The sequence below is a fragment of the Enterobacter sp. CFEC122 genome (assembly GCF_052983755.1).
The window spans coordinates 138,831-152,821 of sequence record NZ_JBRIQR010000009.1 but is presented as its reverse complement, the minus strand read 5'-3'; the positions used below and the strand labels follow the sequence as shown (position 1 = coordinate 152,821).

Annotated in this window: 14 protein-coding genes and 1 pseudogene; 7 read left to right on the top strand and 8 right to left on the bottom strand. The window is 56.5% G+C overall.

All coding sequences use genetic code 11. From position 1 onward, the window contains the following. Window positions 1-62: 62 nt before the first annotated feature. From minE to minC, 3 genes are read right to left on the bottom strand one after another with little or no spacing between them, the layout of a single operon-like run. Window positions 63-332 (bottom strand): cell division topological specificity factor MinE, encoded by a 270-nt coding sequence (minE, locus tag ACVCAM_RS08820; protein ID WP_008500504.1) that lies wholly within the window; start codon window positions 330-332, stop codon window positions 63-65. Window positions 333-335: 3 nt separating this feature from the next. Next, window positions 336-1,148, bottom strand: coding sequence for a septum site-determining protein MinD (gene minD / locus ACVCAM_RS08815; RefSeq protein WP_008500505.1), 813 nt, complete (start codon window positions 1,146-1,148; stop codon window positions 336-338). Window positions 1,149-1,171: 23 nt separating this feature from the next. Continuing rightward, window positions 1,172-1,879, bottom strand: a complete 708-nt coding sequence (gene minC, locus ACVCAM_RS08810; RefSeq protein WP_008500506.1) for a septum site-determining protein MinC — start codon at window positions 1,877-1,879, stop codon at window positions 1,172-1,174. Between the two features lie 123 nt (window positions 1,880-2,002). Here minC and ACVCAM_RS08805 point away from each other — a divergent pair, with 123 nt between their 5' ends. The 3 genes from ACVCAM_RS08805 to ACVCAM_RS08795 all read left to right on the top strand — a co-directional run bounded on the left by ACVCAM_RS08805 (window position 2,003) and on the right by ACVCAM_RS08795 (window position 3,519). Further along, window positions 2,003-2,278 (top strand): YcgL domain-containing protein, encoded by a 276-nt coding sequence (locus ACVCAM_RS08805; protein ID WP_008500507.1) that lies wholly within the window; start codon window positions 2,003-2,005, stop codon window positions 2,276-2,278. Between the two features lie 47 nt (window positions 2,279-2,325). Next, complete coding sequence (locus ACVCAM_RS08800; RefSeq protein ID WP_407223465.1) at window positions 2,326-2,985, top strand: fumarylacetoacetate hydrolase family protein; 660 nt, start codon at window positions 2,326-2,328, stop codon at window positions 2,983-2,985. A 93-nt stretch (window positions 2,986-3,078) separates the two neighbouring features. Further along, entirely contained in the window at window positions 3,079-3,519 is a 441-nt protein-coding gene (locus ACVCAM_RS08795) for a YcgN family cysteine cluster protein (RefSeq protein WP_008500509.1), read from the top strand. A gap of 115 nt (window positions 3,520-3,634) precedes the next feature. On the opposite strand, the gene dsbB is transcribed toward ACVCAM_RS08795, so the two are convergent. Next, the gene (gene dsbB / locus ACVCAM_RS08790; RefSeq protein WP_407223464.1) at window positions 3,635-4,165 is read right to left on the bottom strand and encodes a disulfide bond formation protein DsbB; all 531 of its coding nucleotides are present in this window, start codon (window positions 4,163-4,165) and stop codon (window positions 3,635-3,637) included. A 143-nt stretch (window positions 4,166-4,308) separates the two neighbouring features. Next, window positions 4,309-5,847 carry a Na(+)/H(+) antiporter NhaB gene (gene nhaB / locus ACVCAM_RS08785; protein ID WP_407223463.1) on the bottom strand — a complete coding sequence of 513 codons (1,539 nt, stop codon included), beginning with the start codon at window positions 5,845-5,847 and terminating at the stop codon, window positions 4,309-4,311. A 201-nt stretch (window positions 5,848-6,048) separates the two neighbouring features. On the opposite strand from nhaB, the gene fadR reads away from it, so the two are divergent. After that, window positions 6,049-6,768: a fatty acid metabolism transcriptional regulator FadR gene (gene fadR / locus ACVCAM_RS08780; protein WP_407223462.1), complete on the top strand. Its 720-nt coding sequence runs from the start codon at window positions 6,049-6,051 to the stop codon at window positions 6,766-6,768. Window positions 6,769-6,884: 116 nt separating this feature from the next. Here the strand turns inward: fadR and ACVCAM_RS08775 are convergent, their stop codons facing one another. Next, complete coding sequence (locus ACVCAM_RS08775; RefSeq protein WP_023293929.1) at window positions 6,885-8,417, bottom strand: SpoVR family protein; 1,533 nt, start codon at window positions 8,415-8,417, stop codon at window positions 6,885-6,887. A gap of 321 nt (window positions 8,418-8,738) precedes the next feature. On the opposite strand from ACVCAM_RS08775, the gene ACVCAM_RS08770 reads away from it, so the two are divergent. The 3 genes and pseudogenes from ACVCAM_RS08770 to ACVCAM_RS08760 all read left to right on the top strand — a co-directional run. Beyond that, window positions 8,739-10,037 carry a D-amino acid dehydrogenase gene (locus tag ACVCAM_RS08770; protein WP_025913135.1) on the top strand — a complete coding sequence of 433 codons (1,299 nt, stop codon included), beginning with the start codon at window positions 8,739-8,741 and terminating at the stop codon, window positions 10,035-10,037. Between the two features lie 9 nt (window positions 10,038-10,046). After that, entirely contained in the window at window positions 10,047-11,117 is a 1,071-nt protein-coding gene (dadX, locus tag ACVCAM_RS08765) for a catabolic alanine racemase DadX (RefSeq protein ID WP_008500515.1), read from the top strand. Next, window positions 11,078-11,278, top strand: a pseudogene (locus ACVCAM_RS08760) (hypothetical protein); the annotation flags it as partial. The gene dadX and the pseudogene ACVCAM_RS08760, both read left to right, overlap by 40 nt. Here the strand turns inward: ACVCAM_RS08760 and ACVCAM_RS08755 are convergent. After that, the gene (locus tag ACVCAM_RS08755) at window positions 11,213-12,946 is read right to left on the bottom strand and encodes a potassium/proton antiporter (RefSeq protein ID WP_021240401.1); all 1,734 of its coding nucleotides are present in this window, start codon (window positions 12,944-12,946) and stop codon (window positions 11,213-11,215) included. The pseudogene ACVCAM_RS08760 and the gene ACVCAM_RS08755 overlap by 66 nt on opposite strands. 97 nt (window positions 12,947-13,043) lie before the next feature. Beyond that, window positions 13,044-13,958 (bottom strand): muramoyltetrapeptide carboxypeptidase, encoded by a 915-nt coding sequence (gene ldcA / locus ACVCAM_RS08750; protein WP_025913134.1) that lies wholly within the window; start codon window positions 13,956-13,958, stop codon window positions 13,044-13,046. Window positions 13,959-13,991 lie beyond the last annotated feature (33 nt).

The window sequence follows — 13,991 nt, the reverse complement described above, 5'->3', positions numbered from 1 at the left end:
TAAAGTGTTACCCATGTTTCCGGTTCATACCCTGCGCTTACCGGGGCGACGAAATCACAAACCTACGGACGCGACTCTTCCGCTTCCGGGAGCGTCACGTTCAGCTCCAGAATCGAAATATCCCCGTCTTTTTGTTCCAGCTGCACCGTCACCATCTCCGGGTCAATCTGCACGTACTTACAGATCACTTCCAGGATGTCCTTGCGCAGCTGCGGCAGGTAGTGAGGCTCGGCGTCGCTACGACGACGCTCCGCAACGATAATTTGCAGACGTTCTTTTGCGATGTTGGCGGTGTTCTTTTTCCGCGAGAGAAAAAAGTCCAGTAATGCCATAACTTATCCTCCGAACAGGCGTTTGAGGAAACCTTTCTTCTCTTCTTCAATGAAGCGGAAAGGACGTTCTTCTCCCAGCAGACGGTCAACGGTATCGGCGTAAGCTTTACCTGCATCTGCCATTGTATCAAGGATCACTGGCTCGCCCTGGTTAGAGGCGCGTAACACGGACTGATCTTCCGGGATAACGCCCACCAGCTTAATGCGCAGGATCTCCAGCACGTCTTCCATGCTCAGCATGTCACCTTTGTTCACGCGGCCCGGGTTGTAGCGGGTGAGCAGCAGGTGTTCTTTAATCGGGTCTTCGCCATTTTCCGCACGACGGGATTTAGAGGCGAGGATCCCGAGAATGCGGTCTGAGTCACGCACGGATGAAACTTCAGGGTTGGTGGTGATGATCGCTTCATCAGCGAAGTAGAGCGCCATCAGGGCACCGGTTTCGATGCCGGCAGGGGAGTCACAGACGATGAAGTCGAACTCCATTTTTTTCAGCTCGTCGAGCACCTTTTCTACCCCTTCACGGGTCAGGGCGTCTTTGTCACGCGTCTGAGAAGCCGGGAGAATGTAGAGGTTCTCGGTGCGCTTGTCTTTAATCAGCGCCTGGTTCAGCGTGGCATCGCCCTGAATGACGTTCACAAAGTCATACACGACGCGACGCTCACATCCCATGATGAGGTCGAGGTTACGCAGGCCGATATCGAAGTCGATAACGACGGTTTTCTTTCCCTTCTGGGCCAAACCAGTAGCGATGGCCGCGCTGGAGGTGGTCTTGCCAACGCCTCCTTTACCCGAAGTAACAACAATAATGCGTGCCATAGAAATTCCTTGTTAAAAAGGGATCAATTCAACGGTTGAACGGTCAACGCGTCGTCTGCCAGAAGCAGGCGAGCCGCTTTGCCATAAAATTCGGCTGGGATCTTGTCGCTCAGCCAATATTCACCTGCGATGGACACCAGTTCCGCCGTCAGGTGAGTACAAAATATTTGCGCGTCCCGATCGCCACTTGCACCTGCGAGCGCACGTCCACGCATCATACCGTAAACGTGAATATTGCCATCTGCAATCAGCTCAGCGCCAGCACTGACGTGGCTTGTAACAATCAGATCACAGTTTGGTGCATAAATGCGCTGACCGGAACGAACCGGCACATCAATCATTCGCGTTTTTGTGATGTTTGTAACGTTTTGCGCCGCAGGAGGGGGCGTTTCGACGGCAACGGGTGCCGCACGCGGGGCTTTTTCTTTGCCTTCATTCAGAAGCGGCAGCCCCGCACGGTCAATTTCCGCTTTCAGTTCAGTATCTTTGCAGCCGCTGATGCCGACAATACGCAGTCCGGTCGAGGAGACGGCCTGCTGGAGACGTTTCCAGTTAACCGGCGCTTCAAGACCGCTGACGTTGATAACAACAGGGGCGTGCTTCAGGAAGGCGGGAGCCTGGGCGATTTTGTCTTCTAACGCCTGACGAATAACCTCGGGTTTTGCATCATGCAAATGTACCACTGATAAGGTGAAGCTACTGCCTTTAAGCTCGATGGGCGTGTTTGACATCCTGGCCTTACTCAATTTGCTATTAACCGCAACCACTCGCTGCGATATTCCGAAGAGTATCAGGCATGTTATAGTCAGGAGTATATTGAGGCAAGCAACCACCCATTAATTCAGAGTAAAAACATGTTTTGTGTGATCTACAGAAGTACAACCCGTGACCAGACCTATCTTTATGTCGAAAAGAAAGACGATTTTTCACGCGTGCCTGAAGAATTAATGAAGAGCTTTGGCCGACCGCAGATGGCGATGCTGCTGCCGCTTGATGGTCGCAAGAAACTGGTGAATGCCGATCTGGAGAAAGTGAAAACGGCATTAGCCGAGCAGGGCTATTATTTACAGCTTCCGCCGCCACCCGAGAATTTATTAAAACAGCATCTTGAGGCGAACGGGAAAAAATAGCCTCAACTGTTTTTGAGCACAACACATCAACCGTTTAGGGGTCGACCATGTATCAACATCATCACTGGCAAGGTGCATTACTGGATTATCCCGTCAGCAAAGTGGTTTGCGTGGGCAGCAACTATGCAAAACATATTCAGGAGATGGGCAGTGCGACGCCAGAAGAGCCGGTTCTGTTCATTAAGCCTGAAACGGCGCTTTGCGATATTCGCCAGCCGCTGGCCCTGCCGCAGGGGCTCGGCTCGGTGCACCACGAAGTGGAACTCGCCGTGCTGATCGGCGCAACGCTGCGTCAGGCCTCCGAAGAGCATGTGCAGAAAGCGATTGCCGGATACGGCGTGGCGCTGGATCTGACGCTACGCGACGTGCAGGGTAAAATGAAGAAAGCGGGGCAGCCGTGGGAAAAAGCCAAAGGGTTTGATAATTCCTGCCCGATTTCGGCGTTTGTGCCGGTGAGCGAATTTACCGGCGATCCGCAGGATACGCCGCTCAGCCTGAAGGTTAACGGTGAAATCCGCCAGCAGGGCACCACGGCAGACATGATCCATAAGATTGTGCCGCTGATCGCCTACATGAGCCGCTTCTTTACCCTCAAGCCAGGTGATGTGATCCTGACCGGCACGCCGGAAGGCGTTGGTCCGCTCGCGAGCGGTGATGAACTTGAAGTTGGTTTTAAGGGCCTGTCGCTGAAAACCCGCGTGCTGTAACCTCCTCTTGCCGCCTGAAAAGGGCGGCAAAACTTGCAACGACGTGCCAGACTCGTTATAAGGTGCGCTTTCTTTTGACGTGTGGACATCCTGATGAACGACATCCCTTTCTGGCAAAGCAAAACTCTCGACGACATGACCGACGCGGAATGGGAATCCTTATGCGACGGCTGTGGTCAGTGCTGCCTGCACAAGCTGATGGATGAAGACACGGACGAAATCTACTTCACCAACGTGGCCTGCAAGCAGCTGAACATCAAAACCTGCCAGTGCCGCAACTACGAGCGCCGCTTCGAGTTCGAGCCAGACTGCATTAAATTAACCCGTGAGAATCTGCCCACCTTTGAATGGTTGCCGCATACCTGCGCGTATCGCCTGCTGGCGGAGGGGAAAGGTCTGCCTGACTGGCACCCCCTGCTGACCGGTTCAAAAGCGGCGATGCACGGCGAACGTATCTCCGTGCGCCACATTGCGGTGAAAGAGTCCGAGGTGCGGGACTGGGAAGATCACATCATGAACCACCCGACCCGTTGAGATTAAAAAACCCGCCAAAGCGGGTTTTTTATTGTGCGCTGTTGTGTCGGGTGGCGCTGCGCTTACCCGACCTACAAAACCGTAGGCCCGCGCAAGCGAAGCGCCGCCGGGCGAATTAGCGTCCGAACAAATCGCGTTTCTTCGGTTTGAACGGCTGAGCGATCAACACCAGCAGCGCCACGACGAAGTAGGCGGCAAAAATGCCCATCAGCCACTGCGGCATCTCCAGCGTCAGGAATTCCCACTGGCGAACGGAGCAGTCACCGGAGGCAACGAACACCTGCGGCAGCCATTTGTCCAGCGGCAGCCAGCTCGGGAAGCGGGCGGCAAAATCGCAGGTCATAAACGGTGACGGATGCAGCTGCATCATCGTGTGCTGCCAGGAGAGTTCAATGCCTTTCCAGGCGCTGTAGAGCCAGATTGCGATCCCGGCATAGCGAAGCGGCGACTTCGGCGCAATCGCGCCGACCAGGCCAGCCCCCATAATGCCGAACAGCGCGCAGCGTTCGTAAATACAGAGCACGCATGGTTTGAGTCCCATTACGTGCTGGAACCACAGCGCGACCATTTCCAGCGCAAAGGCGGTCAGGGCCATTAACAACCACGCTCCGCGACCGCGGGAGCACTGGTTTAAAAATCTCAACATAATCATTTCCCTGGAACATGCTTAGAAAGCGCAGTGTAAACGAATTCGTTTTTCGCGCCACCTGTACCTGGCGAAATAAAACGTAATTGGATGTTTATCGTGCGAAAAGGCAAACGGGCAGCGAACTGCCCGAGTTGCAGTGTTTACTGCGCCGCAAGTATACCCGCTTGTATCAACCATTGCGTACAGGGAATAAGGGTAATTTTGACGCAAAGCAATCCCACGATCGTAAGCACCAGCGTATAGGGCAGGGCCATCCAGACCATTCTTCCATAAGAAAGACGTATGAGTGGCGCAAGGGCGGAGGTCAGCAGGAACAGGAAGGCGGCCTGGCCATTGGGTGTCGCCACCGACGGCAGGTTGGTACCGGTGTTGATCGCCACGGCCAGCAGTTCAAACTGTCCGGCGCTGATCACGCCTTGCTCCATCGCGGTCTTAGCCTCGTTAATGTAAACCGTCCCGACAAAGACGTTATCTGAGATTGACGAGAGCAGGCCGTTAAACAGGTAAAACAGCGACAGCTGAGCATCCGGCGATGCCCGTAAGACAAAGGCAATAATCGGCGCGAACAGGTGCTGGTCGATTATCACCGCCACGACCGCAAAGAACACCGCCAGCAGGGCGGTAAACGGCAGCGCTTCGGTGAAGGCTTTGCCGATGGCATGCTCATCCGTCACGCCGGTAAAGGTAGTGGCGAGAATAATCACGGACAGACCAATCAGCCCCACTTCAGCAAGATGGAACGCCAGCGCGGCGATAAGCCAGACGCCGATGATCCCCTGTGCAATCAGGCGCAGCGTCTCCTGGCGCGTCCGCTGGCGTCGGCTCTGCAGATCGAATTTATGCAGCTCCTGACGTACCGGCTCCGGGAGTTGTGCCCCGTAACCAAAGAGGCGAAACTTCTCCACCAGCAAACAGGTCGCCAGACCGCAGATCAGCACCGGCACGCTCACCGGGGCCATTCTCAGGAAGAAATCACCGAAGTGCCAGCCCGCCGCTTTCGCAATGATCAGGTTTTGCGGCTCGCCCACCATCGTCATCACGCCCCCCAGTGCGGTACCGACGCCGGCATGCATCATCAGGCTGCGCAGGAAGGCGCGAAACTGCTCAAGTACCTCACGGTTATGCGCATCGACATGGCTGTCATCCTGCAGATCCTCACTCGGACGAGAGGAGGCCACGCGGTGATAAATACCGTAAAACCCCACCGCGACGCTTATCACCACCGCGACGACCGTCAGCGCGTCCAGGAAGGCTGACAGGAAGGCCGCCGCAAGGCAAAACGCCAGCGAGAGAACCATTTTCGACGGAATGCTGAGCAGCAGGCGCGTAAAGATAAACAGCAGCAGCTGTTTCATAAAGTAGATGCCCGCCACCATAAACATCAGCAGCAGAAGCACTTCAAGATTGGATGCCAGCTCTGCTTTGACATGCTCGGCAGAGGTCATGCCAATCACTACCGCTTCAAACGCCAGCAATCCGCCCGGCAACAGGGGATAGCATTTCAGCGCCATCGCCAGGGTGAAGATAAACTCCGCGACCAGCAGCCACCCGGCAACGAACGGGTTCACGTAAAAGAGGAGAGGGTTAACGACCAGGAACACCAGCAGTATCAGTTTGTACCAGTCAGGAGACTGGCCTAAAAAATTGCGCCACAGAGCGCGCCCAAAAGAAATTTCCACGACAGACGTCCTTCCCCGTCAAGTAAGACAAAACATCAGTATACGCAAAATTCACGGTCCAGACGCGGATAAGACCGCATTGTAAATTTCATAAAAATGAAACGGCGATCCCTCTTTTCTCTCTTTGCCGCGCTACCTGCCACTGCACGCCTCTGGTATGATGAGTCCAATTTGCTAAAGCTGTGTAATGGAAATCTCACTATGGTCATTAAGGCGCAGAGCCCGGCGGGTTTCGCGGAAGAGTACATCATTGAAAGCATCTGGAATAATCGTTTCCCTGCGGGGTCCATTCTTCCGGCTGAACGCGAACTCTCTGAACTGATTGGCGTCACTCGCACCACGCTGCGTGAAGTGCTTCAGCGACTGGCGCGCGATGGCTGGTTGACGATCCAGCACGGCAAGCCAACAAAAGTGAACAACTTCTGGGAAACCTCCGGGCTGAACATTCTTGAAACGCTGGCGCGTCTCGATCATGAAAGCGTGCCGCAGCTCATTGATAATCTGCTCTCCGTTCGCACCAACATCGCGACGATCTTTATTCGTACGGCTTTCCGCCAGCATCCGGAAGATGCGCTTGCGGTGCTGGCCAGTGCCAACGAGGTGGAAGATCACGCCGACGCGTTCGTCACCCTCGATTACAACGTCTTCCGTGGGCTGGCGTTTGCCTCCGGCAACCCGGTGTACGGTCTGATCCTCAACGGTATGAAGGGACTCTACACCCGTATTGGCCGTCACTATTTTGCCAATCCCGAAGCCCGCAGCCTGGCGCTGGGCTTTTACCATAAGCTGAGCAAGCTGTGCTCCGAAGGTCTGCACGATCAGGTGTATGAGACAGTGCGCCGCTACGGTCACGATTCCGGTGAAATCTGGCACCGTATGCAGAAAACGCTGCCGGGTGATTTGGCGATTCAGAGCCGCTGAAATAAAAAACCTCTCGTGTGAGAGGTTTTTTTTCGTCGGGTGGCGGCTGCGCCTTACCCGACCTACGGGTCTTGTAGGCCCGGTAAGCGTAGCGCCACCGGGCAAAAAAGGCTGTACTACAGCGTATTCAACCGCGCCGGGCAGCGTTCCAGCAGCTCGACGCTCCCGTCTTCATTCTGCTGCTCCAGCTGAACATCAAAGCCCCAAAGGCGATGCACGTGCTTCAGCACCTCTTTACGCCCTTTATCCAGCGGCGCGCGATTGTGCGGGATATAGCGCAGCGTCAGGGAGCGGTCACCGCGCAAATCCACGTTCCACACCTGAATGTTGGGTTCAAGATTGCTCAGGTTGTACTGGGAAGAGAGGCGAGAGCGGATCTCACGGTAACCCTCCTCGTTGTGGATTGCGGAGATCTCCAGATAGTTGTTGCGGTCATCGTCCAGCACAGTGAAGAAGCGGAAGTCACGCATGATCTTCGGCGACATAAACTGGCTGATGAAGCTCTCATCCTTAAAGTCGCGCATCGCAAAGTGCAGCGTTTCCAGCCAGTCAGATCCTGCGATATCCGGGAACCAGTACTTGTCTTCTTCCGTCGGCGACTGACAGATACGCTTAATGTCCTGGAACATGGCGAAGCCAAGCGCATACGGGTTAATCCCACTGTACCACGGGCTGTTATAGGGCGGCTGGAACACCACGTTGGTATGGCTGTGGAGGAACTCCATCATGAACCGCTCGGTAACTTTCCCCTCGTCATACAGGTGGTTGAGAATGGTGTAGTGCCAGAATGTCGCCCAGCCTTCGTTCATCACCTGCGTCTGCTTTTGCGGATAGAAATACTGGCTGACCTTGCGCACGATGCGCAGGATCTCACGCTGCCATGGCTCCAGCAGCGGGGCGTTCTTCTCCATAAAATAGAGCAGGTTTTCCTGCGGCTCGGACGGATAGCGACGCGCTTCGGCGATCGTTTTTTCCTCCTCACGCTTCGGCAGGGTGCGCCACAGCATGTTCACCTGGCTCTGGAGATACTCTTCGCGGCTTTTCTGCCGTGCTTTCTCCTCCTGCAGGGAGATTTTCTGCGGACGTTTATAGCGGTCTACGCCGTAGTTCATCAGCGCGTGGCAGGAGTCGAGCAGTTTTTCCACTTCGTCCACGCCGTAGCGCTCTTCGCAGTCGGTAATGTATTTACGGGCGAAGATCAGGTAATCGACGATGGAGCTGGCATCCGTCCAGCTGCGGAACAGGTAGTTATTCTTGAAAAAGGAGTTGTGCCCGTAGCAGGCGTGCGCCATCACCAGCGCCTGCATGGTAATGGTGTTCTCTTCCATTAAATAGGCGATACACGGATTGGAGTTGATGACGATCTCATACGCCAGACCCTGCTGCCCGTGCTTATACAGCCGCTCCGTTTCGATAAATTTCTTACCAAACGACCAGTGCGGATAGTTAATCGGCATCCCGACGCTGGAGTAGGCGTCCATCATCTGTTCGGACGTAATGACTTCAATCTGATGGGGATAGGTATCCAGGCGATACAGTTTTGCAACCCGGTCGATTTCGGCGAGGTAAACATCCAGCAGCTCGAAGGTCCAGTCGGGTCCATCGCTCAGACGTGTGTTGTCCTTGTTCAGGGAATCAATAGTAGCCATTAGCGCGCCCTCGTTGTGGGTGCTCTCTCTGTCTGGAGAGCCTCCTTTCAAGCATAGATCAACGTGTTAAAAAGCGTGCTGGGGCAGAAATTTTTTCTTTGCGATTTCGCGTTTTTGATACGGCAAAAAAACGGTGTCTCTCAGCATTTTATGCTGGTTAAAAATAACGCGCAGCAGGAGATCCCAAATTAGCACTATCCCCTGATGCTGGGGGATGTGTGAGGTAAGTCACCATAAAAAAGTCGTATGTTGAATAATATTTTCAACTAGGTTATCAATCTGTAATTAGAAGATTGTTCTTTTGCACATAATGGAGTGGCTATGCGTGTTGTCATACTGGGAAGTGGTGTCGTTGGGGTAACCAGCGCCTGGTATTTAAGTCAGGCGGGACATGACGTCACCGTTATCGATCGTGAGTCAGGCCCCGCGCTGGAAACCAGCGCGGCGAACGCCGGGCAAATCTCTCCGGGCTATGCGGCACCGTGGGCAGCACCGGGCGTTCCGCTGAAAGCGATTAAATGGATGTTCCAGCGCCACGCGCCGCTGGCCATCAGCCTTGACGGCACGCAGTTCCAGCTGAAATGGATGTGGCAGATGCTGCGCAACTGCGACACACGCCACTACATGGAGAACAAAGGGCGCATGGTGCGCCTGGCGGAATACAGCCGCGACTGTCTGAAAGCGTTGCGCGCCTCAACCGGGATTGAGTACGAAGGCCGTCAGGGCGGAACGCTCCAGCTGTTCCGCACCGAACAACAGTATGAAAACGCCACCCGCGATATCGCCGTGCTGGAAGATGCTGGCGTACCGTATCAGCTGCTGGAAGCCAGCCAGCTTGGTCAGGTTGAACCTGCGCTGGCGGAAGTGGCGCATAAGCTGACGGGCGGCCTGCGCCTGCCGAATGACGAAACCGGCGACTGCCAGCTCTTTACGCAGCGTCTGGCGCAGATGTGCGAGCAGGCAGGGGTGAAATTCCGGTACAACACCTCTGTCGACAAGCTGCTGTCGGAAGGGGAAAAAATTTACGGCGTGAAGTGTGGCGAAGAGGTGATCAAAGCGGATGCCTACGTCATGGCGTTTGGTTCGTACTCCACCGCGATGCTGAAGGGCATCCTCGATATTCCGGTCTACCCGCTAAAAGGCTACTCGCTGACCATTCCGGTAAAAGAGGAGAGCGGCGCACCGGTTTCTACCATTCTGGATGAAACCTATAAAATCGCCATTACCCGCTTCGATAACCGCATCCGCGTAGGCGGCATGGCGGAGATCGTCGGCTTCAACACCGAACTGCTGAAACCGCGTCGTGAAACGCTGGAGATGGTGGTGGGGGACCTCTTCCCGCGCGGTGGCTTTGTCGAGCAGGCGACCTTCTGGACCGGCCTGCGTCCGATGACGCCGGACGGCACGCCGATTGTGGGGCGCACGCCGTTCAAAAACCTGTGGACCAATACCGGACACGGTACGCTTGGCTGGACGATGGCCTGCGGCTCCGGGCAGCTGCTGAGCGACCTGATTTCCGGACGCACGTCGGCCATTCCGTTTGACGATCTCAGTGTCGCGCGCTATCAATCGGGGTTTACGCCGTCGCGTCCACAGCACCTGCACGGCGCACATAACTAAGGAGTTGTCATGTCCCGTCCTGTTCTCGCTCAGCTGAACCTGCAGGCCCTGAAGGATAACCTGCAGATTGTTCGTCGGGCAGCACCTGGCGCACGCGTGTGGTCGGTGGTGAAAGCGAATGCCTACGGCCACGGCATTGACCGTATCTGGAGCGCGCTGAGCGCCACCGATGGCTTTGCGTTACTCAATCTTGAAGAGGCCATTCTGCTGCGCGAGCGCGGCTGGAAAGGGCCCATACTGCTGCTGGAGGGCTTCTTCCACGCCGACGATCTGCCGCTGCTGGATAAGTACCGGCTGACCACCAGCGTTCACAGCAACTGGCAGATCAAAGCGATTCAGGATGCGAAGCTCCACGCGCCGCTGGATATCTATCTCAAGGTCAACAGCGGTATGAACCGCCTGGGCTTCCAGCCTGAGCGGGTGCATACGGTCTGGCAGCAGCTGCGCGCCCTGAAGAACGTGGGTGAAATGACGCTGATGGCGCACTTTGCCGACGCGGAAAAACCGGACGGTATCGCCGATGCCATGGTCCGCATTGAGCAGGCTGCAGAAGGGCTGGACTGCCCGCGCTCGCTGTCCAACTCGGCGGCCACGCTGTGGCATCCCGAGGCGCATTACAACTGGGTGCGTCCGGGGATCGTTCTGTACGGCGCGTCGCCCTCGGGCCAGTGGCAGGATATCGCCAACAGCGGCCTGAAGCCGGTTATGACCCTGCGCAGCGAAATCATTGGTGTGCAGACCCTGAAAGCTGGCGACACGGTGGGCTACGGTAGCCGCTATCGGGCAAAGGGCGAGCAGCGGATTGGTATCGTGGCGGGCGGCTATGCCGACGGCTACCCGCGCATTGCGCCGACCGGTACGCCTGTGTGGGTAGATGGAGTCCGCACGGGAACGGTAGGCACCGTATCAATGGATATGCTGGCCGTTGACCTGACGCCCTGCCCGCAGGCGGGTATCGGTTCCCCGGTCGAGCTGTGGGGTAACGAAATCAAAATTGATGACGTGGCGGCCGCGGCGGGCACGGTAGGGTATGAACTGATGTGTGCCCTGGCACCGAGGGTGCCGGTTGTGACGGTGTAACGTATGTTCGCCGGGTGGGGCTAACGCTTACCCGGCCTACGTTCGAGGGTTTTGTAGGCCGGGTAAGGCGAAGCCGCCACCCGGCAAAAAAACCGCTACTCCGCTTCCTCTTCCATCGGCCTCAAACCGACTTTCCTTACCGCGTTATCTTCTTTCTCTGCTACCGTCCAGATCATCCCGGCAAACTCTACCTGATCGCCCACGACCGGGGCAGCGCCAAGCCGCTGCTGGATGATTTCGCCCAGCGTTTGCTGGCTATCTCCGTCTTCAGCACCTTCATCCAGGCCGTAAATCAGTGCCACATCGGCAAACCTGGCGCTGGCTTCCAGAATAAAATCGCCGAAGAAACGCTGGTCCAGCGCCACCGGCGGGGACTGGCTGAACAGCTTGCCCAGCGCGGGCAGGTCACGCTCGCGGCCAATCACGCAGAGAATATCCCCTTCGCGCAGGCGGGTGCTGCCGGTAGGGTGCAACAGGACATTGTCGCGGAACAGGGCGGCAATGCGCGTTTCGGCCGGCATGTGCAAATCGCGCAGCGAAGCGCCCACGCACCATTTGTCGGCGCTCAGCTGATAGACGAACTGCTCCCACGGGTTTTCCGGATGAATGTCGAGCCCCACCCGCGACACCGGCCAGCCCACGGGAGGTACCACGACTTTGGCTTTTTTCGCCGCCCACCCGAGGGACGTTCCCTGGAACAGCAGCGAAATCAGCACCACGAAGAAGGCCACGTTAAAGAACAGCCGGGCGTTATCCAGACCGGCCATCATCGGAAAGACCGCAAGAATAATCGGAACCGCGCCGCGCAGACCCACCCAGCTGATAAAGACGCGCTCGCGCAGGTTGAAGCCGCGAAACGGCAGCAGGCCAGCAAATACCGACAGCGGACGGGCGAAGAAGATCATCCACGCAGACAACAGCAGCGCCGGAACGGCGATGGGCAGCAGGTCCGATGGGGTAACCAGAAGACCGAGCACCAGGAACATGCCGATCTGCGCCAGCCATGCCAGGCCGTCGAAGTTCTGCAAAATGGCATGGCGGTTGCGAATAGGGCGGTTGCCCATCAGGAACCCGCAGAGGTAGACGGCGAGAATGCCGCTGCCGTCCAGCGCCGTGGTAACGGCAAAAATAAGAATGCCGCCGCTCAAGGCCAGCAGCGGGTAAAGCCCCGCGGGCAGCGAGATGCGGTTGATCATCTGCTGTAAGAGGTATCCCCCCGCCAGGCCAATAACAATCCCCAGCCCGAACTGCTGCAGGATATGCCACGCAAACATCCAGCTGAGGCCCGTCTCGTGCTGCTGGATCATCTCAATCAGCGTGATGGTGAGAAACACCGCCATCGGATCGTTGCTGCCGGATTCAATCTCAAGCGTGGAGCCAACGCGTTCGTTAAGCCCTTTACCGCCGAGCAGGGAAAACACCGCAGCCGCATCGGTTGAGCCCACGATGGCGCCTATCAGCAAACCTTCCATGATATTCAGATGGAAAAGCCACGCGGCCATCATCCCGGTCAGACCGGAGGTAATCAACACGCCGACCGTGGCGAGCGACAGCGCAGGCCCTAAGGCCACGCGGAAGGAGCTCGCCTGGGTGCGCATCCCGCCGTCCAGCAGGATCACCGCCAGCGCCAGGTTACTCACCATGTAGGCGAAAGGGTAGTTATCGAAAGGGATACCGCCAATGCCATCAATGCCGGCCAGCATGCCGATGGCGAGGAAAATAACAAGAATAGGTATGCCGAGACGCGATGAAAATGAACTTAATAAAATACTGCTGGTTACAAGGACCGAACCCAGAATGAAAAGGCTGATTATCGCTGCGGCATCCAATGTTCTCTTACTCCCACCTCAATGTTAACGCTGTTACTAAAACCCTAACATATTAACGACGGCAACAGCGTTTTATTAAGGGGGTATAACGGCTTTTTTATGCCTTTATGACAGGATGGCCGCTGATGGTCAGCCGGGAGCCGGAATCATTGTGGATCAGGGAGGCGTGCGCCCCCAGCGCCAGGGTCACGGTGCGCTGCTCATGACCGAAGTCCAGACCGGCGATCACCGGAATATCCAGCCGCGAGCGAATGAACTCGACCATGGTTTCCAGGGAGTAACCCGCGTCATAGTCATTCGGGGCAGCGCCGCTGAAGCTGCCCAGCACAATCGCGGACTGGCGCTCAAGAATACCGGCATGATAGAGCTGCAACAGCATGCGCTCGACGCGGAACGGATGTTCGTTGATATCTTCCAGCACCAGAATGCCGTCCTCGATTTGCGGCATCCACGGCGTACCGATGAGCGAAACCAGCATCGCCAGGTTGCCGCCCCAAAGCTGACCTTCGCATTCCCAGTGCGGTCCATTCCCCTGCCACTCCACGCTGTAGGTGGGATTACGCAGCGCGCGCCAGAAATGTTCCTCGGTGAACGCTTCCAGCTCCGGCGCGCCGAAGTTACCAGCCAGCATCGGGCCGCTGAAGGTGATAACGTTATGCAGCGCCAGCAGCCCAAGCTGGATGACGGTGAAATCGCTGTGGCCGCATATCAGCAGCGGATCCTGCTGCTGACGCTCCGCCAGGCCCTGCCAGTCAATGCTCTCCAGCAGCCGGCTCGCGCCATATCCGCCGCGCACCGCCAGCACTATCCGGTTTTCACCCTTCAGGTTCACCAGGCTGTTGATATCATTCAGCCGCTGCGCTTCGGTACCGGCAAAACGCTGCTGGCGGCGGGGGATAATCGTCTGATTTTCTACCTGGTGGCCCGATTCCAGCAAACGCTGAACGCCCCGCTGCGCCGCGTCCTGGTTAATGCAGTAGCCCGACGGCGCGATGAGATGAATCTGAGACATGGCAATTCCTTGCTGAATGAGAAACTAATTGTC